The sequence below is a fragment of the Streptomyces endocoffeicus genome, assembly GCF_016741935.1.
Lineage (GTDB): Bacteria > Actinomycetota > Actinomycetes > Streptomycetales > Streptomycetaceae > Streptomyces > Streptomyces endocoffeicus.
In genome coordinates this window covers 324,222-343,781 of sequence record NZ_JAERRG010000010.1, presented here as the reverse complement: position 1 = coordinate 343,781, position 19,560 = coordinate 324,222, and the positions used below count along the sequence as shown (strand labels likewise).

General features: G+C 70.4%; 20 protein-coding genes. 7 read left to right on the top strand and 13 right to left on the bottom strand.

The features are described 5' to 3' along the window. Nucleotides 1-311: 311 nt before the first annotated feature. Nucleotides 312-974, bottom strand: a complete 663-nt coding sequence (locus tag JK364_RS25915; protein WP_201853673.1) for a DNA-3-methyladenine glycosylase — start codon at nt 972-974, stop codon at nt 312-314. A gap of 168 nt (nt 975-1,142) precedes the next feature. Between JK364_RS25915 and JK364_RS25910 the strand changes: the two genes are divergently transcribed. Further along, a complete protein-coding gene (locus JK364_RS25910; RefSeq protein WP_201853672.1) occupies nt 1,143-1,925 on the top strand; it encodes a sporulation protein in 783 nt (260 codons plus the stop codon). A gap of 146 nt (nt 1,926-2,071) precedes the next feature. Here the strand turns inward: JK364_RS25910 and JK364_RS25905 are convergent, their stop codons facing one another. Continuing rightward, a complete protein-coding gene (locus JK364_RS25905; protein WP_223863993.1) occupies nt 2,072-2,398 on the bottom strand; it encodes a barstar family protein in 327 nt (108 codons plus the stop codon). A gap of 85 nt (nt 2,399-2,483) precedes the next feature. On the opposite strand from JK364_RS25905, the gene JK364_RS25900 reads away from it, so the two are divergent. Both JK364_RS25900 and JK364_RS25895 read left to right on the top strand, forming a co-directional pair. After that, a complete protein-coding gene (locus JK364_RS25900) occupies nt 2,484-3,023 on the top strand; it encodes a YbhB/YbcL family Raf kinase inhibitor-like protein (RefSeq protein ID WP_201853671.1) in 540 nt (179 codons plus the stop codon). A gap of 106 nt (nt 3,024-3,129) precedes the next feature. Then, nucleotides 3,130-3,633, top strand: coding sequence for an HNH endonuclease (locus tag JK364_RS25895; protein ID WP_037963497.1), 504 nt, complete (start codon nt 3,130-3,132; stop codon nt 3,631-3,633). 89 nt (nt 3,634-3,722) lie between these two features. Here JK364_RS25895 and JK364_RS25890 read toward each other — a convergent pair whose 3' ends face one another. From JK364_RS25890 to JK364_RS25880, 3 genes are all read right to left on the bottom strand, one after another. Continuing rightward, nucleotides 3,723-4,682 carry an SPFH domain-containing protein gene (locus JK364_RS25890; RefSeq protein WP_044577455.1) on the bottom strand — a complete coding sequence of 320 codons (960 nt, stop codon included), beginning with the start codon at nt 4,680-4,682 and terminating at the stop codon, nt 3,723-3,725. 152 nt (nt 4,683-4,834) lie between these two features. Continuing rightward, nucleotides 4,835-5,260, bottom strand: a complete 426-nt coding sequence (locus JK364_RS25885; RefSeq protein ID WP_121825037.1) for an NfeD family protein — start codon at nt 5,258-5,260, stop codon at nt 4,835-4,837. 82 nt (nt 5,261-5,342) lie between these two features. Next, nucleotides 5,343-6,134, bottom strand: coding sequence for an ABC transporter ATP-binding protein (locus tag JK364_RS25880; protein ID WP_201853670.1), 792 nt, complete (start codon nt 6,132-6,134; stop codon nt 5,343-5,345). A 110-nt stretch (nt 6,135-6,244) separates the two neighbouring features. Between JK364_RS25880 and JK364_RS25875 the strand changes: the two genes are divergently transcribed. Continuing rightward, nucleotides 6,245-7,048 carry an Rv1486c family protein gene (locus tag JK364_RS25875; RefSeq protein WP_201853669.1) on the top strand — a complete coding sequence of 268 codons (804 nt, stop codon included), beginning with the start codon at nt 6,245-6,247 and terminating at the stop codon, nt 7,046-7,048. A 281-nt stretch (nt 7,049-7,329) separates the two neighbouring features. Here JK364_RS25875 and JK364_RS25870 read toward each other — a convergent pair whose 3' ends face one another. From JK364_RS25870 to JK364_RS25860, 3 genes are all read right to left on the bottom strand, one after another. Further along, entirely contained in the window at nt 7,330-7,569 is a 240-nt protein-coding gene (locus JK364_RS25870) for a chaplin (protein ID WP_201853667.1), read from the bottom strand. Between the two features lie 138 nt (nt 7,570-7,707). Continuing rightward, complete coding sequence (locus tag JK364_RS25865) at nt 7,708-8,352, bottom strand: response regulator (RefSeq protein WP_201853665.1); 645 nt, start codon at nt 8,350-8,352, stop codon at nt 7,708-7,710. Beyond that, nucleotides 8,345-9,502, bottom strand: a complete 1,158-nt coding sequence (locus JK364_RS25860) for a GAF domain-containing sensor histidine kinase (protein WP_201853664.1) — start codon at nt 9,500-9,502, stop codon at nt 8,345-8,347. Before JK364_RS25860 ends, JK364_RS25865 begins: the two co-directional genes overlap by 8 nt. 445 nt (nt 9,503-9,947) lie before the next feature. Between JK364_RS25860 and JK364_RS25855 the strand changes: the two genes are divergently transcribed. After that, nucleotides 9,948-10,718 carry a transglycosylase SLT domain-containing protein gene (locus tag JK364_RS25855; protein ID WP_201853663.1) on the top strand — a complete coding sequence of 257 codons (771 nt, stop codon included), beginning with the start codon at nt 9,948-9,950 and terminating at the stop codon, nt 10,716-10,718. A 106-nt stretch (nt 10,719-10,824) separates the two neighbouring features. On the opposite strand, the gene JK364_RS25850 is transcribed toward JK364_RS25855, so the two are convergent. Then, the gene (locus tag JK364_RS25850) at nt 10,825-13,554 is read right to left on the bottom strand and encodes an ABC transporter ATP-binding protein/permease (RefSeq protein ID WP_201853661.1); all 2,730 of its coding nucleotides are present in this window, start codon (nt 13,552-13,554) and stop codon (nt 10,825-10,827) included. Between the two features lie 224 nt (nt 13,555-13,778). Here JK364_RS25850 and JK364_RS25845 point away from each other — a divergent pair, with 224 nt between their 5' ends. Both JK364_RS25845 and serB read left to right on the top strand, forming a co-directional pair. Further along, complete coding sequence (locus JK364_RS25845; RefSeq protein WP_201853655.1) at nt 13,779-15,284, top strand: streptophobe family protein; 1,506 nt, start codon at nt 13,779-13,781, stop codon at nt 15,282-15,284. A 124-nt stretch (nt 15,285-15,408) separates the two neighbouring features. Further along, nucleotides 15,409-16,641 (top strand): phosphoserine phosphatase SerB, encoded by a 1,233-nt coding sequence (gene serB / locus JK364_RS25840; RefSeq protein ID WP_201853654.1) that lies wholly within the window; start codon nt 15,409-15,411, stop codon nt 16,639-16,641. Between the two features lie 130 nt (nt 16,642-16,771). Here the strand turns inward: serB and JK364_RS25835 are convergent, their stop codons facing one another. The 4 genes from JK364_RS25835 to JK364_RS25825 form a co-directional block, all read right to left on the bottom strand. Further along, nucleotides 16,772-17,290 (bottom strand): SixA phosphatase family protein, encoded by a 519-nt coding sequence (locus JK364_RS25835; RefSeq protein WP_201853653.1) that lies wholly within the window; start codon nt 17,288-17,290, stop codon nt 16,772-16,774. 115 nt (nt 17,291-17,405) lie between these two features. After that, nucleotides 17,406-17,624, bottom strand: a complete 219-nt coding sequence (locus JK364_RS25830; RefSeq protein WP_201853652.1) for a hypothetical protein — start codon at nt 17,622-17,624, stop codon at nt 17,406-17,408. Between the two features lie 152 nt (nt 17,625-17,776). Further along, on the bottom strand, nt 17,777-17,893 hold the full coding sequence (locus tag JK364_RS57100) for an SGM_5486 family transporter-associated protein (RefSeq protein WP_251983317.1): 117 nt from the start codon (nt 17,891-17,893) through the stop codon (nt 17,777-17,779). Between the two features lie 149 nt (nt 17,894-18,042). Next, nucleotides 18,043-19,356 (bottom strand): CynX/NimT family MFS transporter, encoded by a 1,314-nt coding sequence (locus tag JK364_RS25825; RefSeq protein ID WP_230992459.1) that lies wholly within the window; start codon nt 19,354-19,356, stop codon nt 18,043-18,045. Nucleotides 19,357-19,560: the final 204 nt, after the last annotated feature.

The following is a 19,560-nucleotide window of genomic DNA, read 5'->3' as shown; positions in this document are numbered from 1 at the left end:
TCTTCCCTTCGGTGTTTCCAACCTTACCAGATCCGATTCCCGGTCGTTTCCGATCCGAATTCCGTTTCCGGCCCCCTGCTGGAGCGGGGTCTTTCGCGCCTTCCGGCGTGTCCACTACTTTAGCGAATTTCCCGCTCGGCTCCTAATCGGAGCCCCGGGCCTTATTTTCGCGCAGCGAAACAGGACCCTGTTCGGGAGTCGTCGTAGTGGTTGGCCACTCCGGGGCCGCGGTGACTCGATCCTGGGATCGTGGCCACAGCACTGCCCGTCTCAAGCGGCTCGGGCTACGTTAGGCGTCCCGTCCAGCGGAGTCAAGTTCCGACCTGACGGCGCGTCGCATTCCGGCGGCGCGGGGTGTGGGCCCGGTACGGGCTCACCGAGGGATCGCCGTCGATCCAGAAGCGCCAGGGATGGGTCGCGCCCTCGCCGCCCACACCGGTGCGCGGACCACTGAGCACCTGCTCGGGCCGGGCGGGGTGGCCGGTGAGTATGGCGAGCGGGGCATCGGGGCTCCCGCACACATCGCTGCCGTCCAGTCTGCGGTCCACGCCCAGGGCCGTGGCCAGCCGGGCCGGGCCCTTGGCCAGCTCATGGTCGTTGCGCGCCTTCGGTCTGCGCCGATGGGCCCACTCATGGCCGTGCAGCACCTCGCCCGCGCGCAGCAGCACCCCACTGGCGTGGCCCTCCGGTCCGCAGACCAGGTTGAGGCAGTGCCACATGCCATAGGTGAAGTAGACATACGCATGCCCCGGGGGGCCGAACATCACGGCGTTGCGCTCGGTGGGGCCACGGTAGGCGTGCGAGCCGGGGTCCGCCGGGCCCGCGTACGCCTCGACCTCGGTCAGGCGCAATTCGATCGGTCCGTCCGGGGTACGCCGGACCAGGACGCGGCCCAGGAGGTCGGGGGCGACCTCGAGGACGGGCCGGTCGAAGAAGGCACGGTCGAGGGGGGTGCGGTCAGGTCCTGCTGTCACGCGCCCCGAGCGTAGTGGAACAGATATGAACCGGTGGTTGGAGGCGGCACCGGTCCGCTGGAAGGGTGTGAGCCGCGGAACCGTCCATGGCTGTTTCGCGTTTCTAGGTGTCAACAGTGATCGAATGCGATCGAGTCAAGACGCAGTCGCGTCCTTGAGAGGGAGAACATGGGCTTCAAGAAGCTGCTCGCGAGTATGGGTGCCGGTGGCGCTTCGGTGGAGACGGTGTTGACCGAGGAGAACGTCGTCCCGGGCGGCATCGTGCAGGGCGAGGTCCGGATCCAGGGCGGCTCGGTCGCGCAGCAGATCGAGGGGCTCTCGGTCGGCCTGCAGGCGCGGGTCGAGGTGGAGGGCAACGACCAGGAGTACAAGCAGGACGTGGAGTTCACCCGGCAGCGGCTGGGCGGTGCGTTCGAGGTGCAGCCGGGCGCGGTGCACGCGGTGCAGTTCGGCCTGGAGATTCCGTGGGAGACCCCGATCACCATGTTCATGGGCCGGCATCTGACCGGTATGAACGTGGGGGTGACCACCGAGCTGGCCATCGCGCGCGCGGTGGACTCGGGCGACCTGGACCCGGTCAATGTGCATCCGCTCCCCGCCCAGCAGGCGATCCTCGATGCCTTCGGCAACCTCGGCTTCCGGTTCAAGGGCGCCGACCTGGAGCGTGGCCACATCCGTGGGACCCGGCAGCGGCTGCCCTTCTACCAGGAGATCGAGTTCTACGCGCCGGAGCAGTACCGGGGCCTGAACCAGGTGGAGTTGACCTTCGTCGCGGACGACCGCGAGATGGACGTGGTGCTGGAGATGGACAAGAAGCCGGGGCTGTTCTCCGAGGGCAGTGACACCTACCGGTCGTTCACCATGAACCTGGCCAGCTTCCAGGACACCGACTGGGCCGCGTACCTGAACCAGTGGCTCGCCCAGGTCGGCGGCAAGCGCAACTGGTTCTGAGGTTTCCCCCTCCCCGGACCGGACTTCCGCGCGGGGCGTGCACCGAGGGCGGCTCGGTGCACGCCCCGCGTTCGTGTGCGCGGCGCCCCGCGGCCCCCGGCAGCGGCCGTCCTCGTGCCCTCAGGGGCGTCGTCGTAGCGCAGCCCTCAGGGGCCGTCGTCGTAGCGCACCACCAGGGGCCGTCCCCGCGCCGCCCAGTACGCCTCCGCGTCGGCCAGGATGTCGGCCGCGATCGCGGCGGCGTCGGGGTCCGCGTCGCGGAAGGCCGGCCAGCCCTGGATGTCCAGCAGACAACCGCTGGGCTCGCCGCCCTCGGCCCACCAGGACAGATCGGTGACGCAGTCGGCGAGGGCATCCCAATTTCGCCCGTACCAGTCGGGAAAGCGCAGGTCCCGGGCGCAGCGGGCGAGGAAGCCGTCCTTGTCCGTCACGCCGTCGAGGCGCAGGTGGAGGGCGAGGGTGGGGCCGGTCATGGGCGCCATGGTGCCAGCCCGCCGGGTACCGGTCTCGTTAGGCTGGCCGCGGAGATGATCCACTGCGACTTCGGAGGTTCTCGACGTGTCCGAGCAGAACCGGGCCCCGCTCCCCCACGACTTCCATCCGCCGGTGCCGTCGTTCACGGTGGTGAGCGACGATGTGGCACCGGGCGGCACGCTCAAGTCCGCCCAGGTGCAGGCGGAGGGGAACACCTCTCCGCAGCTGCGCTGGGAGGGTTTCCCGGAAGGGACGAAGAGTTTCGCCGTCACCTGCTTCGACCCGGACGCGCCGACGGGCAGCGGGTTCTGGCACTGGGTGGTGTTCGACATCCCGGCCACGGTCACCGAGCTTCCGGTGGGTGCGGGCAGCGGTGGCTTCACGGGCCTGCCCGAGGGTGCCGTACAGGCGCGCAACGACTACGGGACCCGTGACTTCGGTGGGGCCGCGCCGCCGCCCGGGGACGGTCCGCACCGCTATGTGTTCACCGTCTACGCGGTGGACGCCGAGAAGCTGGGCCCGGACGCGGACGCCTCGCCCGCGGTGGTCGGCTTCAATCTGCGGTTCCACACGCTGGGGCGGGCCCAGTTGATCGGGGAGTACGAGGTGCCGACCGCGGGCTGACGCGGCGAAATTGCGTTGTTCTCGGCCACACTCCCGGCCAGAGTTGATCCCGGTCCCGCCGATCTCCGGCGCGGACCGGGACACCGGGATGCGGGGGGTGGTCGGGATGCGCGAGACGCTGGTTCTGAACGCGAGCTTCGAGCCGCTGGCGACGGTCACGCTGCGGCGCGCCGTGGTGCTGGTCCTCCAGGACAAGGCCGTCGTCGAACACGCCCACCCCGGGCTGCGGGTGCGGGCCGCGGACGTCGATCTGCCGCTGCCGCGGGTGATCCGGCTGTGCCGTTACGTACGGGTGCCGTTCCGAAGACGTGCCCCGTGGTCGCGGCGCGGGGTGCTGGTCAGGGACCAGCACCGGTGCGCGTACTGCGGCCGCCGGGCGACGACCGTGGACCATGTGGTGCCGCGGTCGCGCGGGGGCGGGGACACCTGGCTGAATACGGTGGCCTCGTGTGCCGAGGACAACCACCGTAAGGCGGACCGGACTCCGGAGCAGGCGGGGATGCGGCTGCTCAAGGCGCCGTTCGAGCCGACGCCTTCGGATGCGCTGCTGCTGGCGCTGGGGGCGGCGGAGCGGGACGGTCTGCCGGAGTGGCTCGCGCTGCCGGCCTGAGTCTCATCCCCTGGCACAAGGCCCTGACAGAAGGCCCTAAGGGGCCGCCCCGCCGCCGTGTCCTAAGGGGCCGCCCCGCCGCCGTCCGTTCAGTCGATCGTGGGCTGTTCGCGGCGCGGGGCGGGCTCCTTACCGGTGCCGCTGGGGGTGCCGCCGCCGTTTCCGCCGCCGGTCAGCGGGCCGAAGTTGCCCATGGCCCCGCCGAGGCCCTTGAGGGCGTCGCCGATCTCGCTGGGCACGATCCAGAGCTTGTTGGCGTCGCCCTCGGCGATCTTCGGCAGCATCTGGAGGTACTGGTAAGAGAGCAGCTTCTGGTCCGGGTCTCCGGCGTGGATGGACTCGAAGACCGTACGGATGGCCTGGGCCTCGCCCTCGGCGCGCAGCGCGGCGGCCTTGGACTCACCCTCGGCCCGCAGGATCGCGGACTGCTTCTCACCCTCCGCGCGCAGGATCTCGGACTGCCGGACACCTTCGGCCTGGAGGATCGCGGCGCGCTTGTCACGGTCGGCGCGCATCTGCTTCTCCATCGAGTCCTGGATGGAGGTCGGCGGCTCGATGGCCTTGAGCTCGACGCGGTTGACGCGGATGCCCCACTTGCCGGTGGCCTCGTCGAGGACACCGCGCAGCGCCGCGTTGATCTCCTCGCGGGAGGTCAGGGTGCGCTCGAGGTCCATGCCACCGATGATGTTCCGCAGGGTGGTGACGGTCAGCTGCTCGATCGCCTGGATGTAGCTGGCCACTTCGTAGGTGGCGGCGCGGGCGTCGGTCACCTGGTAGTAGATGACGGTGTCGATGTTCACCACCAGGTTGTCCTGGGTGATCACCGGCTGCGGGGGGAAGGGCACGACCTGTTCACGGAGGTCGACGCGGTTGCGGATCGAGTCGATGAACGGGACGACGATGTTCAGGCCCGCGTTGAGCGTGCGTGTGTAGCGTCCGAAACGCTCCACGATGGCGGCACTGGCCTGCGGGATGACCTGGATCGTCTTGATCAGTGCGATGAAGACCAGCACCACCAGGATGATCAGGACGATGATGATCGGTTCCACAGCGGCTCCCCGTGCCCTTCATGCGGCGATTCGGATGGTCGGGATGATCAAGTCTGGCGGTTCCCGAGGGTGGAGTCTGTCAGATCCATGGTCGACTCCGCAGCTCAACCGGGTCGTCCTCAACTCTTGGTAGGACACTCCCGGTACGGCGTCTACATGACGACGGCCGTCGCACCGTCGATCTCCACCACGTCGACCTGCTGCCCTGGTTCGTAAGCCTGGTCGGGGTCGAGCGAGCGCGCGGACCACACCTCGCCCGCGAGCTTGATCCGGCCGCCTCCGCCGTCGTCGACGCGCTCGAGGACGACGGCCTGGCGGCCTTTCAGCGCCTCGATGCCGCTGCGCAGCTCGGGCTGCTGACGGCGGCTGCGGACCGCCATCGGGCGTACGACGGCGACCAATGCCACGGAGACGGCGCAGAAGACGACGACTTGAAGCACGATGCCGCCGCCGAGCGCGTCAGTGATGGCACCGGCTACGGCGCCGACCGCGACCATCCCGAATTCGGGCATCGCGGTCAGCACGAGCGGGATACCCAGTCCTACGGCGGCGATCAGCCACCACACCCACGGATCCACATGGTCATGGTAGTTGTCCCAAGTCGCCGGGGACAGTGCGCGGATCACCTGCCGGTGGCACGGTGGGCGCAGGGGGCGGACATCAGGTCAGTGGCAGGCCCTGGGCGGTCCAGCGGTCGCCGTTGCGCTCGACGACCAGCGGCAGTCCGAAGCAGCGGGAGAGGTTGCGGGAGGTCAGTTCGGTCTCGACCGGCCCCGCGGTGAGCACCTTCCCCTGGCGGATCATCAGAACATGGGTGAAGCCGGGGGGGATTTCCTCGACATGATGTGTCACCATGATCATCGACGGGGCGAGCGGGTCGCGGGCGAGCCGTCCGAGGCGGCGGACGAGGTCCTCGCGGCCGCCGAGGTCGAGTCCGGCCGCGGGCTCGTCGAGGAGCAGCAGCTCGGGGTCGGTCATCATGGCGCGGGCGATGAGGGTGCGCTTGCGCTCGCCCTCGGAGAGGGTGCCGAACCTCCGGTCGAGGTACTCGGTCATGCCGAGGCGGTCGAGGAAGGCGCGGGCGCGGGTCTCGTCGACCGCGTCGTAGTCCTCCTGCCAGTGGGCCGTCATGCCGTACGCGGCGGTGAGGACGGTCTGCAGGACGGTCTGGCGGCGCGGCAGCTTCTCGGCCATGGCGATGCCCGCCATGCCGACGCGGGGGCGCAGCTCGAAGACGTCGACGCGGCCGAGTTGCTCGCCGAGGATCCGGGCGGTTCCGGCGCTCGGGTAGAGATAGCTGGAGGCGAGGTTGAGGAGGGTGGTCTTGCCGGCGCCGTTGGGCCCGAGGATGACCCAGCGCTCTCCTTCTTTGATCGACCAGGAGACCTCGTCCACCAGAGCCCGCCCATCGCGGACCACCGATACGTCCAGCAGCTCCAGAACCTCGCTCATGAGCGCGTTGTCTCCCATTGCAGTCTCGAGTCGTGCGTGCGCCTGTGGGCGCAGCCCCCTGAGGAAAACCTACGCCACACGTTGTCGGTGACAGTCCTTAGGCTGGTTCCATGCTCGATGAACCACGTTCAGGGCGCCTCGCAGCTTGGGGAAATGCCCTTATCGCCGGACTTGTCTCCCCCGATGAGGCGGCACATCGCATCGCGGGCGAGGACGCGTCGCACCGGGTGGCCGGACTTCCGGGGGAGTCCGCGCAGGTGGGGCTCACATTGGCGCTGGGGCGGCTGCGGGCGCTGGGGGCCAAGGGGCTGCGGGTGGCGCTGCCCATAGCGGGGCATCCCCTGGGGCTGAGCGGCCCGCCGGAGTTCAACGCCCACGCGCTCGACGCGGGCGAGGCGGTGATCGCCACCGGGGCGGCGCTCGGTCTGGTGCCCGAGGTGTCGGCGGCCGGGCCCGAGGGCGATCAGCACATCGAGGTGGTGTGGCGATGTCAGGCCGTGCGGGAGGCGCCGCCGGCCGACGTGCCGTCGCTGAGCGAGGCCGAGCGGGAGCTGGCGGAGGCCCTGCGGGAGGCCACGGAGGTGCTCTCGCGGCTGAACGTGGCCGGGGCGGGCCCGGTGGCCGAGGCGGCCCTGGAGGCGTATCGGGCGCGGGCCGAGCGGGGGCGCGAGGTGCTCGCCCCGGGCTATCCGCCGCGGGCCATACGGGTGCTGGAGCTGGCGCAGCGGGTGGGTGCGCTGGTGGAGATCGCGTATATGGCGGGCGGGGACGGCCGGGAGCACGGCGGGGCGGTGAGCGCGTCGGAGATCACGGCGCGGGCCGAGGCGCTGCGGCCGGTGGAGCGCACCTCGCGGCGGGCCCAGGTGGCGGCGTACAACGCGTATGTGGAGGAGCGGGAGCGGGGCGGTCTCTGACCACCGCGGGTCACCGGCCACCACAGGGCTCTGACCGCCATGGGTCTCTGGCCGCCATGGGTCTCTGGCCGCCATGGGTCCCTGACTGCCATGGGCCTTTGGCCACCGCGGGTCGCTGACCACCACGAGTCGCTGACCACCGCAGATCTCTGGCCGTCACGGGTCTCTGACCACCACGGGGGGGATGTCGCGGGGCTCGGAGGCCGACATGGGGCCGGCCCCGGAGGCGGGTGCCTCCGGGGCCGGCCGGTGGTGCGTCGGGATATCCGCCAGGGGGGCGGTCAGCGGCCGCAGGGGACGCCGTACGCCGGGTTCATGGCCCCGATGACCGAGATGGTGTTGCTGCAAGCGTTCACGGGCACGTGGACGGGCGCCTGAATGTTGTTGCCGGAAACGACACCCGGGGACGTCATCGCCCCACCGTCGGCCTGGGGGCCCTGGGCGGAGGCGACACCGGCACCGGCGACGGCGAGTCCGCCGGCCACGATCGTGAGGGCAGCGAACCTCTTGATGTTCTTCACTTCTCAAGACCCTTCATTCATCAGCGCATCACCGCGGCGGTACGCCGCGGTACGCCGTGAAGAACGGCCCGGCCGATGGCGAGTTGCGCTGTTCGAGTGATCGCCACACGTTGGTGTGATTTCACGGAGAAACGCTGTTCATGCTCCGATCCCGTGCCGTACCGCCCATAGGGCGGCCTGAGTGCGATCGGCCAGATCCAATTTCATAAGAATGTTGGACACATGGGTTTTTACGGTCTTTTCGGATAGCACCAGCGCACGGGCGATCTCCCGGTTGGACCGGCCGTCCGCGATCAGCGCCAGCACTTCGCGTTCGCGCTCGGTGAGCGACCCGCCGCGCCCCTGGCCGCCGCCGTCCTCCTGGGAGAGCAGCGCGAGGGCCACCTCGGACTGGAGCAGCACATGCCCGGAGTGGACGGACCGGATGGCGCGGGCCAGCGCCTCGGGGTCCACGTCCTTGTAGACATAGCCCGCGGCGCCCGCGCGCAGGGCGGGGACCACGGTGCGCTTCTCGGTGAAGCTCGTCACCACCAGCACCCGGGCGGGGTTGTCGAGGTCGCGCAGGGTGCGCAGCGCCTCGATCCCGTCCAGGCCGGGCATCTTCACGTCCATGAGGACGACGTCGGGGCGCAGCTCCTCGGCGCGGGCGACGCCCTCCTCGCCGTCCGACGCCTCCCCGACCACCTCGATGTCGTCCTGGACCTCGAGGAAGGTCCGCAGGCCGCGCCGGACCACCTGATGGTCGTCGACGAGCAGCACCCGAATCCGTCCCGGGTCAGCCACCGGGCACCTCCATCTCGATCACGGTGCCCTTGCCGGGCGCCGACTCCACCGTCAGACCGCCGCCGACGCCGCCGGCCCGGTACCGCATCGACACCAGCCCGAGGTGGTGCCCGGCGCGCCGTACGGCCGAGGGGTCGAATCCCCTGCCGTCGTCGGCGACGCGGAGCCGGGCGCCCTGGCCGCGCCGGGCGAGGGTGACGTCCACCTGCCGCGCGTCGGCGTGGCGCAGCGCGTTGTGCAGGGCCTCCTGGGCCACCCGCAGCACGGCCTCCTCCTGGGCGGCGGGCAGCGCCCGTACGCCGTGACAGGCGAAGGTGACATGGGCCGAGTGCGCCCGGTCGAGCACCTGCACCTGGGTCCTGAGGGTCGCCACGAGGCCGTCCTCGTCGAGGGCGGCGGGGCGCAGCTCCACGACGGCGGAGCGCAGTTCGTCGGCGGCCTCGGCGGCGAGCAGCGCGATTTGCTGGAGCTCGTCCTTGGCGCGGCCGGGGTCGCGGTCCACCAGGGCCGTGGCCGCCTGGGCGGTCAGCCGCAGCGAGAAGAGCTTCTGGGAGACCGCGTCGTGCAGCTCATGGGCGAGCCTGGCCCGCTCCCCGGCGATGGTGAGCTCGCGACTGCGCTCGTAGAGCCGGGCGTTGGTCAGGGCGATGGCCGCGTGCTGGGCCAGGATGGACAGCAGTTCCTCGTCCTCGGCGGTGAAACCGCAGCCACCCTCGGGCTTGGGACATCGCTTGTTGGCGAGGAATACCGCGCCGAGAACTTCATCGCCGTCGGCAATGGGAAGTCCCAAGAAATCCGACATAACGGGATGAGCTGATGGCCATCCCTCAAAACGGTCATCCAGCCGCACATCGGCGAGTCGCTGCGGAGTGGCGTCCTTGAGCATCGCGGCGAGAATGCCGTGCTGCCGAGGCAGCGGTCCGATGGCCCGCCACTGCTCCTCACTGACCCCATCTACTACGAACTGGGCGAAACCCCCGTGATCATCCGGAACCCCCAGAGCGGCATACTCCGCATCGAGCAGCTCACGGGCGGACACAACGATGGTCTTTAGGACATCACGGACTTCCAGATGTCGGCTCATGGCGAGCAGCGCCGCGCTCACCCGGCTCAGCCCGGCCTCGGCTCCGCCACCCCGTCCTTTCGTCATGGGCATTACCGTACCCACCGCCATCCGTGGGCATATCGGCCGGTCGGCGGCCACCCGATAAGACCTGAGCCCTAGGTCGAACGGCGCACACGAGGCCCCCAAAGGGGCTGTTACAGGGGTGGAAAAAACAAACACCCTGAGCATTTGCGTGGGCACAGCGCGCAATATGAGAAGCTCCGCGATGTGAGCCCGGACACACGACCGAAATCACGTACGAACGCGCTTAGTGGACGTTTCATAGGCGACTGAGCGGGGATGACGGCCGTCCGCGTGGGCATGAGCGGCCTACTTATCCACTAAGCAGCATCGTATGTCACGCCTTTGCGACAACTTTTTGCGGCAGCTAAGAATTTCACCCAGTCGCACGGCGCCGTAGATCCAGGAACGGCGCTCTGCGCGCCGATATGGCCTGCGACTCAAGCGATTGGAAGAGGTCTACTCCGCCATGCCCCTGCCCAAAATCCCCGGTTACAGCCGTCTCAACAAGACGCACAAGTACTCCGCCGCCGGAATCGCAGCCGCCGGTGCGGCCGCCATAGCCTTCGCCGTCGTCCCCGGTGGTGACGCCAGCGCCAAGACCACGGCCCAGGACCTGCCGAACAAGCCGGTCGCCCTCACCTCGCAGAAGGCCGACGCCCAGGCCCACCACGAGGTCCTGGTGAAGCAGTCCGCCCTCGCCTCCAAGCAGGCCAAGGAAGAGGCGGCCAAGAAGGCAGCGGAAGAGGCCGCCGCGAAGAAGAAGGCAGCGGAGGAAGCCGCCGCGAAGAAGGCGGCGGAAGAGGCCGCCGCGAAGAAGGCCGCCGAGGCCAAGGCCGCCAAGGAGCGCGCCGTCAAGCAGGCCGCGAGCCGCTCCGCCACGCGTATCGAGACGGTCGCCGTCCAGAAGAAGACCTACCCGGACAACCTCGACGGCTGGATCCGCGAATCCCTCGACATCATGAAGAAGAAGGGCATCCCCGGCTCCTACGAGGGCATCCGCCGCAACATCATCCGGGAGTCCGGCGGCGACCCGCGCGCCATCAACAACTGGGACATCAACGCCCAGAACGGCGTGCCCTCCAAGGGCCTGCTCCAGGTAATAGCCCCGACCTTCCAGGCCTACCACGTCGAGGGCACCGCCTGGGACGCCTACGACCCGGTCGCGAACATCACCGCCGCCTGCAACTACGCCGCCGACCGGTACGGCTCCATGGACAACGTGAACGGCCCGTACTGAGCCTGAAGGGCCCATCAAGAACCCGGCGTTCCGACGCCGAAGGGCGACGGCACCCCCTGTGTGCGAGGGGTGCCGCCGCCCTTCGGCGTAGCCGTGCTTTTCGCGGCTACTTGCGCATGACCTCCGGCTCATGGCGGCGCAGCAGCCGTGCGACCGTGATGCCGCACACGATGCCCAGGACGATCAGCGCGACCATGTCGATGCCCCACTGGGTGGTGGTGTGCTCCCACAACGGGTCGGTGTCCAGGGGCTTCTTGCTGTCCCACGGCGCCATCATGTGACCGACGCCCGGGCCGAGGTCCAGCGTGGCACCGGCCGCGCCGATCGCCCAGCGGGACGGCATCAGCCACGCGAACTGCTCCACACCCGGCGATCCGAAGATCTTGAACAGCACACCGGTGAAGACCACCTGGATGATCGCGAACATGACCAGCAGCGGCATGGTCTTCTCGGCGGTCTTCACCAGGGACGAGATGACCAGGCCCACCATCATCGAGGTGAAGCCGATCGCGATGACGGCCACGCAGAGTTCGGCGGCCGGCGGCATCAGCAGGCCCTCTTCGGGCAGCTTGCGCGTCGAGAGACCGATGGCGGAGATGATGACGCCCTGGCATGCGGTGATCACGCCGAGCACGATCACCTTGGACATCAGATACGCGGAGCGGGACAGGCCGACCGCCCGTTCCCGTTCGTAGATGACCCGTTCCTTGATCAGTTCTCGTACGGAATTGGCCGCGCCGGTAAAGCACATACCGACCACAAGGATCAGCAACACCGTCCCGGCGGCCTGGTTGAAACTGCCCTTCGGGGCCAGCTGAAGGCCGAACTTCGCCGGGATGACGACGCTCACCGCCCCCAGCACGGCGGGCAGGATCACCATCAGCCCCATGAAGCCCTTGTCGGAGCCGATCACCGACAGATAGCGGCGGATCAGCGTCCACAGCTGCGAACCCCAGCTCTGTGGCTTCTGCATCCGGGTCGGCGGCGCCTGGACATGGACGGACTGCGGGGCGACGGAGTCCAGGTCCGCGGCGTACATCTGGTAGTGCTGCGAACCGCGCCAGCGGCCCGCCCAGTCGTAGTCGCGGTAGTTCTCGAACGCCGAGAAGACATCCGCCCAGCTGCTGTAGCCGAAGAAGTTGAGCGCCTCGTCCGGCGGGCCGAAGTACGCCACCGAGCCGCCCGGCGCCATCACCAGGAGCTTGTCGCACAGCGCGAGCTCGGCGACCGAGTGGGTGACCACCAGCACCGTACGGCCGTCGTCGGCCAGACCGCGCAGCAGCTGCATGACATCGCGGTCCATGCCCGGGTCGAGACCGGAGGTCGGCTCGTCCAGGAAGATCAGCGACGGCTTGGTGAGCAGCTCCAGCGCGACCGAGACCCGCTTGCGCTGACCGCCGGAGAGGGCGGTGACCTTCTTCTCCCGGTGGATGTCCAGCTTGAGCTCGCGCAGTACCTCGTCGATCCGGGCCTCGCGCTCGGCCTCGGCGGTGTCACCGGGGAAGCGGAGCTTGGCGGCGTAGCGCAGGGCCTTCTGGACGGTCAGCTCCTTGTGGAGGATGTCGTCCTGGGGCACCAGACCGATGCGCTGGCGCAGCTCGGCGAACTGCTTGTAGAGGTTCCGGTTGTCGTAGAGGACATCGCCCTCGTTGGCCGGGCGGTAACCGGTGAGCGCCTTGAGCAGCGTGGACTTGCCGGAGCCGGACGGGCCGATGACCGCGACGAGGGACTTCTCCGGGACGCCGAAGGAGACGTCCTTGAGGATCTGCTTGCCGCCGTCGACCGTCACCGTCAGATGGCGGGCCGAGAAGGAGACCGCACCGGTGTCGACGAACTCCTCGAGGCGGTCGCCGACCAGCCGGAAGGTGGAGTGACCGACGCCGACGGTGTCGGCGGGGCCGATGATCTGCTGCCGGACCGGCTGACCGTTGACATAGGTGCCGTTGTGGCTGCCGAGGTCACGTATCTCGAAGCGGCCGTCGGGCAGCGCCTGGAACTCGGCGTGGTGGCGCGAGACCTGCAGATCGGAGACGACCAGCTCGTTCTCCAGCGCACGACCGATGCGCATCACCCGGCCGGCGGCCAGCTGGTGGAAGGTGGTCGGGCTGCGATCGCCCTGGGCGGTCGCGGTGCCGGCCGGGCCGGAGGGACCGGCGCCGGGGCCGCTCTGCGCGAGGTTGCTCTGCGGGGCCTGGGGCTGCTGCTGGTGCGGCTGGGGGGCCTGCTGCTGCGGCTGCTGATGGGGCGCCTGCTGCTGCGGGATGAACGGCTGCTGCTGGTGCGGGGCCTGGGGCTGCTGCTGCCAGCCTTGGGGCTGCCCCTGGGGCTGCGCCTGCGGCTGCCCTTGGGGCGGCTGTCCGCCCTGCTGCGGCCAGCCGCCGGGGCCGGGCTGCTGCGGCTGCTGCTGGGCGGGGGGCTGCTGGCCCTGGTGAGCCTGCTGGCCCTGCTGGGGCATGCCCATCGCCGCCTGCTGGCCGTACGCGCCCGCGGCACCCGCGGCACCCATCGAGGGCGCACCGCCCGAGGGGGCACCGCCGCCGGAGACGCTGAGCCGGGGGCCATCGGTGGCATTGCCGAGATGGACGGCCGAACCAGGGCCGATTTCCACCTGTTGAATTCTCTGGCCCTGCACATAGGTGCCGTTGGTGGAACCCTGATCCTCAATGATCCAACTGCGCCCACCCCAGCGCACCGTGGCATGTCGCCAGGAGACCCTGGCGTCGTCCAGCACCATGTCGCCCTGCGGGTCACGCCCCAGGCTGTACGACCTGGATGGATCAAGTGTCCAGGTCTGTCCGTTCAATTCCAGTACGAGTTCCGGCACTCCGCGCCCCACTAGTTGTCCCCCGAGTTACCCCCTGACACAGGGAGTCTAGGGATGGCGAACATCGTGAGGAACTATTTCAGGCTCAGTCCCTTCACCGGAAGTCGGGTTTTGACAAGACCGCATCTCGGGCGTCATTGACTCATCCGAAAGGCCCTCGGAAAGTGGTAAGCGCTCACGGATAGTGCGGATCATGGTTTATCCGGGCAACTCGCGACGATCGGGGGGTCGGCGGTATGAGCGCGAGCGGCGGCGTACGAGTGCCCTGGGGGCCCGCGCTGCTCGCCGCGATCGCCTCGGTGAGCTGGGCGTTCCTGGCCATGGTCGGCATCGCCGCGCTCGGTCTGCATCTGATCGGCGCGGACGGGGCGGGCGCGCTCGGGCCGATGGCCGCCGCGGCGACGGTGCTGGCGGTCGGCGGTTCCGTCACTCCGTCCGGCGATGTGGGCGTCTTCGGGCTGGAGGGGGCCCAGGCTCACGCCGCCATCGATATCGCGCCACTCGGGGTGAGTCTGGTCGGCGCGCTGCTGCTGGGATGGCTGTTCGTACGGTCGTTGCGGGGCGCGGGGGCGGTGATCGGCCGGGCCGAACTCGCGGCGCGGGCGGGCCTGGTGGCCCTGCTCTTCCTGCTGCTGCTCGCCGGGCTGACCTGGGTGGGCAACGATACGGTCACGATCGACGGCGCCACGCTCGTCCGCCGCGGCCTCGGCACCGAGCAGGCCGAGCATGATCTGCTGAGCCGGCTCCCCGAGCAGCTGGGCGATATCGCGGACATCGGCGGCGGGCTGCTGCCGGACCGGCTGTCCGACCTCGTCGGCGCCAAGGCGTCCGTCGGCTTCACCGTGGTCCCCGGCCGCTCGCTGCTGGGCGGCGTGGTGTGGGTCGTCGCCGTCCTGCTGCTCGCGCTGCTCGCCTCGCGCCGTACCCCGCTGCCGCCCGGTACGCGGGCGCTGCACCGCACGGTCCGGCCGGCGGTGTCCGCGCTGTGCGGGGTGCTGCTGCTCGCGGTCGGCGCGGGCCTGGTGGCCGGAATCTACGCGGCGATCGGGGACGACCATCCGGGGCTGGTGCTCGGGTCGGCGCTGCTCGGCGCGCCCAACGGAGTCTGGATCGGGGTACCGCTCGGGCTGTTCGTCCCCTGGTACGGCCGGGCGAGCGGTGCGCTGCGGCAGGTGCTGCCCGACCCGGTGGACGAGCTGCTCGCCGGGCCGGGCGGGGAGCGGCTCACGGTGGGGCGGCTGGCCGAGCTCGACGGCCGGGTCTGGCTGCTGGTGGTCGCGAGTGTGCTGCTGATGCTCGCCGCCGGGGTACTCACGGCGGCCCGTACGCCCGTGGGGGGCTCCCGGCCGTCACCCACCGGGGGCTCCCAGCCGTCACCCACCGGGAGCTCCCAGCCGTCACCCACCGGGAGCTCCCGGCCGCTCGCCTTCGCGGGGTGGTGTGCGCTGCGGCTGGCCGTGGTGACCGCGCTCGCGCTGCCGCTGCTGGTGGGGGTGACCCGGGTCTCGGCGGGGGCGAGCCTGTCCGTGCTCGGCTTCGACGCCTTCGGGGCGGGGATCGAGCTGTACGGGAACGCCGCGTCGGCGCTGGCGCTGGGCGCGGGGTGGGGCGCGGTGACGGGGGCCGCCGGGGCGCTGGCGGCATGGGCGACGGGGGCGGCGGGGCGCCGGGCGGTGGCGCTCGCGCGGCCGGACGAGGGCGACGGCGGGCCCCGGGAGCAGGGCGGCGGGCGTGGCGCATGACGCCGCCGATCATGCGAGGGGTGACATCATGGCGACCGGGACATGAATGTTCCGCCTCGGATGGCCGTCCACGGTGCGGGCTGCCGCGCGCACCGCGCGAACAGCCGGATACGGTGGGAAGACCATGAGCGCATCGCGGATCCCCCCTGTCACCACCGTTCCGGACGATGATGTCCCGACCCTCCTTGTCAAGATCTTCGGCAAGGACCGCCCCGGTATCACCGCCGGGCTCTGCGACACCCTCGCCGCCTACGGCGTGCACATAGTCGACATAGAGCAGGTCGTCACCCGGGGCCGCATCGTGCTGTGTGTCCTGGTCACGGCGCCCAAGGCCGACGGAGCGGAGGGCGATCTGCGGGCCACCGTGCACAGCTGGGCGGAGTCGATGCGGCTCCAGGCCGAGATCATCTCCGGCCGGGGCGACAACCGGCCGCGTGGCACGGGCCGGTCGCACGTCACCGTGCTGGGTAATCCGCTGACCGCCGAGTCGACGGCCGCCATCGCCTCCCGGATCACCGGCACCGGCGGCAATATCGACCGGATCTTCCGGCTGGCGAAGTATCCGGTGACGGCCGTGGAGTTCGAGGTGTCCGGCGCCGAGACCGAACCGCTGCGCACCGCGCTGGCCACCGAGGCCGCCGATATCGGCGTCGATGTGGCCGTGGTGGCGTCGGGGCTGCAGCGCCGGGCGCAGCGGCTGGTGGTCATGGACGTGGACTCCACCCTGATCCAGGACGAGGTGATCGAGCTCTTCGCCGCGCATGCGGGCTGTCAGGCCGAGGTCGCCGAGGTCACGGCCCGGGCGATGCGCGGTGAGCTGGACTTCGAGCAGTCGCTGCACGCGCGGGTCGCGCTGCTGGCGGGGATCGACGAGTCCGTGGTGGAGAAGGTGCGTGCCGAGGTCCGGCTCACCCCTGGCGCCCGTACGCTGATCCGCACCCTGAAGCGGCTCGGCTATCAGGTGGGCGTGGTCTCCGGTGGCTTTACGCAGGTCACCGACGACCTCAAGGAACGTCTTGGCCTGGACTTCGCCTCCGCCAACACCCTGGAGGTCGTGGACGGCAAGCTGACCGGCCGGGTGATCGGCGAGGTGGTGGACCGGGCGGGCAAGGCCCGGCTGCTGCGGCGCTTCGCGGCCGAGGCGGGGGTGCCGCTGGTGCAGACGGTCGCGATCGGCGACGGGGCGAACGACCTGGACATGCTGAACGCGGCCGGTCTGGGGGTCGCCTTCAACGCCAAGCCGGTGGTCCGGGAGGCCGCGCACACCGCCGTGAACGTGCCGTTCCTCGACACCGTGCTGTACCTGCTGGGCGTGACCCGCGACGAGGTCGAGGCGGCGGACGCGCACGTGGACTGACGGGCCCGGTCCGGAACGCGGAACGGCCCCCGCTCCCCCGTACGACTACGACGACGGTGGAGCGGGGGCCGGTCCGTTGGGACGTGGCATCACGCCCGGGGCGGCACGTCCGGCGAGCGGCTCGCTCGGCTCACTCGTGGGGCGCCCAGAAGCTGGTCAGCCGCCCGCAGCCGATCTCGACCGACTTCCACGAGCCGCTGAACGTCACGACCGCGAACGCGGAGGTGGGGAAGGCACCGCGGTCCATGTGCTCCTTGGCGTCCTCGTCGGCGTCGCCCGCCAGCGCGTCGGCGAGGCCGTGCATCCCGGGGTTGTGACCGACGACCAGCAGGTCGGTGATGTCGTCCGGAGTCTCGTTGATCACCTCGATGAGCTGACCGACCGGGGCGTCGTACAGCCGCTCCTCGTAGACGGTCTTGGGGCGCCGCGGCAGCTCGTGGACCACCAGCTTCCAGGTCTCACGGGTGCGCAGTGCGGTGGAGCAGAGGGTGAGTTCGGGGGTGAGACCGGCGTCCGCGATCCGGCGCCCGGCGAGCGGGGCGTCATTGCGGCCGCGCTCCGCGAGCGGGCGCTCATGGTCGGCCACCTGGGGCCAGTCGGCCTTGGCGTGTCGAAGGAGGACAATCCTGCGGGGCACATCGACGCTCATGCGTCCCAGCTTCGCATGAATCGGTGCACGAGGCGCAGGGTGTTGGAACGACCTCGTCAAACGTGAGCACACCCGCGATACGGCGGACACAACTGATCTCCACCACCTACGGTGGTCACGGTGCCGCCTCCCCGAAGGCCCGCTGCACCAACTCCACGACCTGCGAGACCGGCCCTGAGCCACCGCTGTCGGCATGGGCGTCGGTGGGTCCGGTCAGCAGGAGCAGCAGCGCCGCGAAGGCCACGGCCGGGAGGGCGACGGCCCACCACGGCAGCCGGGTGTCCATGCCGCTGTCCACCGGATGCGCGGGCCGGGTATGGGTGCGGGCGGACATGGGATCGCCTCCGGGGTCGCCGAACGTGTCGATGGTTCGACGGTACGGAGCGGGCGGGGCGTCTCCCATCCGGTGAGCCACCCAGTTACCCCTGAGCCCAGCCCCCTAGGGGATGGTGGGGCCAGCCCCACCATCCGGCGTCTCGCCCCAGGTCAGGGTGAGGCGATGGTGGCGATCACGCCGATGATCACGGTGATGCCCAGCATCACGCCGAAGATGACGAGGAGCTTCTTCTGGCCGTTCGGGGGGTTCTCATCGAGCACTGGCATGGCACCAGTGTCCCATCCCCGGTACGCGAGACCGCGCGAGCCTCGCCCTGCTCGGGCTTGGCGCTGGTCAGGCCTCGTCCTCGTCCGGCTTCGAGCTCGTCCGGCTTCGAGCTCGTCCGGCTTGCCTTCGTCCTCGTGCTTCGCGCTCGTCAGGCCTCGTCCTCGAGGTGGCGGTCGCGTCCGGCCAGTACGCCCGCGACGATCTGCGGCACCATGAACCCGGCCATCAGCGCGATGGGCTGCCCCCAGCCGCCGCTGTGCTGGTAGAGCACGCCGACCAGCAGCGGGCCGGGGATGGACAGCAGATAGCCGACGCTCTGTGCGAAGGCCGACAGCCGGACGACGCCCGCGTGGGTCCTCGTCCGCATGCCGATCATGGTGAGGGCGAGCGGGAAGGCGCAGTTGGCGATGCCGAGCAGCACGGCCCACGCCCAGGCGCCCTCGGCCGGGGCCAGCCACAGCCCGGCGTAACCGGTGAGCCCGAAGACGCCGAGGATGACGACCAGGACGCCCTGGTGCCGCAGCCGGGCGGCGATCCGCGGCAGGACGAAGGCGAGCGGCACGCCCATCGCCATCATCACGGCCAGCAGCAGACCGGAGGTGGAGGCGGAGACCCCGGCGTCCCGGAAGATCTGCGGCATCCAGCCCATGGAGATGTACGCGGCGGTGGCCTGGAAGCCGAAGAAGACGGCCATGGCCCAGGCGAGGGGGGAGCGGGTGATGCGCATCGCGGGGGCATCGGCGGGGGCCGCGGCGGTCTCGGCCGCGGCGGGTGCGTCCGTATCCGTACCGCCCGCCTCCGAGCCGCTCCCACCGGCTCGGGCGAGGAACAGCCAGGGCACCAGTGCCACCGCGGCGAGCAGCGCCCACACCCCGAGCCCGCTCCGCCAGGAGCCGCCCAGTGCGTCGGTCATCGGCACGGTGGCCGCCGCGGCGGCGGCCGTGCCCAGCGACAGGCCCATCGAGTACAGCCCCGTCATCGCGCCGACCCGGTCCGGGAACCAGCGCTTGACGATCACCGGCATCAGGATGTTGCTCACCGCGATCCCGGCCAGGGCGAGCGCGCTGGCGGCCAGGAAGACCACGGTCCCGCCGGCGAAGGGGCGCAGCAGCAGACCGGTGGCGATGGCGGCGAGCCCGGCGCAGACGACGGCCCCCGCCCCCCAGCGCCGGGCCAGCCGGGGCGCGGTGAGCCCGAAGAGCGCGAAGCAGGCCGCGGGCACGGAGGTGAGCACTCCGGCGACGGTGCCGCTCATCCCGAGGTCGTCGCGGACCTCCTCGAGCAGTGGACCGAGACTGGTGACGGCGGGGCGGAGATTGAGCGCGGCGAGCATGAGCCCTGCCGCCATGACGCGGCCGCGCCAGGGCGAGGCCGCGCGGCGCGGTCCTCCGTGTTCCGCCGGGCGGGGCGCGGAGGCGGCGGTCTCGGGCGTCGCGAGGTCGTCAGTCGGGGGCGTATGCATGCCGACCATCATAGAATCATGGGATGAATGCTCGTCCAGTGGATAGCGACCACCCGGTAACGGCCGGGCGGCATCATGGAAGGGTCGTCGTCCCTTCGCCCACCTCGGGCCCCATCCGCATCGCATCCGCGTCCGCGTCCATATCCACGTCCGTATCCACGTCCGCATCCGTATCCGCGTCCGCCGCAAGCACGCCCGCAAGCA

What these genes read in the sequence shown, in the direction of transcription:
- JK364_RS25825 (WP_230992459.1), bottom strand. Translation starts at nt 19,356, where the DNA reads ATGCATACGCCCCCGACTGACGACCTCGCGACGCCCGAGACCGCCGCC.
- JK364_RS25845 (WP_201853655.1), top strand. Translation starts at nt 13,779, where the DNA reads ATGAGCGCGAGCGGCGGCGTACGAGTGCCCTGGGGGCCCGCGCTGCTC.
- JK364_RS25910 (WP_201853672.1), top strand. Translation starts at nt 1,143, where the DNA reads ATGGGCTTCAAGAAGCTGCTCGCGAGTATGGGTGCCGGTGGCGCTTCG.
- JK364_RS25880 (WP_201853670.1), bottom strand. Translation starts at nt 6,134, where the DNA reads ATGAGCGAGGTTCTGGAGCTGCTGGACGTATCGGTGGTCCGCGATGGG.
- JK364_RS25895 (WP_037963497.1), top strand. Translation starts at nt 3,130, where the DNA reads ATGCGCGAGACGCTGGTTCTGAACGCGAGCTTCGAGCCGCTGGCGACG.
- serB (WP_201853654.1), top strand. Translation starts at nt 15,409, where the DNA reads ATGAGCGCATCGCGGATCCCCCCTGTCACCACCGTTCCGGACGATGAT.
- JK364_RS25855 (WP_201853663.1), top strand. Translation starts at nt 9,948, where the DNA reads ATGCCCCTGCCCAAAATCCCCGGTTACAGCCGTCTCAACAAGACGCAC.
- JK364_RS25875 (WP_201853669.1), top strand. Translation starts at nt 6,245, where the DNA reads ATGCTCGATGAACCACGTTCAGGGCGCCTCGCAGCTTGGGGAAATGCC.
- JK364_RS25830 (WP_201853652.1), bottom strand. Translation starts at nt 17,624, where the DNA reads ATGTCCGCCCGCACCCATACCCGGCCCGCGCATCCGGTGGACAGCGGC.
- JK364_RS25835 (WP_201853653.1), bottom strand. Translation starts at nt 17,290, where the DNA reads ATGAGCGTCGATGTGCCCCGCAGGATTGTCCTCCTTCGACACGCCAAG.
- JK364_RS25905 (WP_223863993.1), bottom strand. Translation starts at nt 2,398, where the DNA reads ATGACCGGCCCCACCCTCGCCCTCCACCTGCGCCTCGACGGCGTGACG.
- JK364_RS25860 (WP_201853664.1), bottom strand. Translation starts at nt 9,502, where the DNA reads ATGACGAAAGGACGGGGTGGCGGAGCCGAGGCCGGGCTGAGCCGGGTG.
- JK364_RS57100 (WP_251983317.1), bottom strand. Translation starts at nt 17,893, where the DNA reads ATGCCAGTGCTCGATGAGAACCCCCCGAACGGCCAGAAGAAGCTCCTC.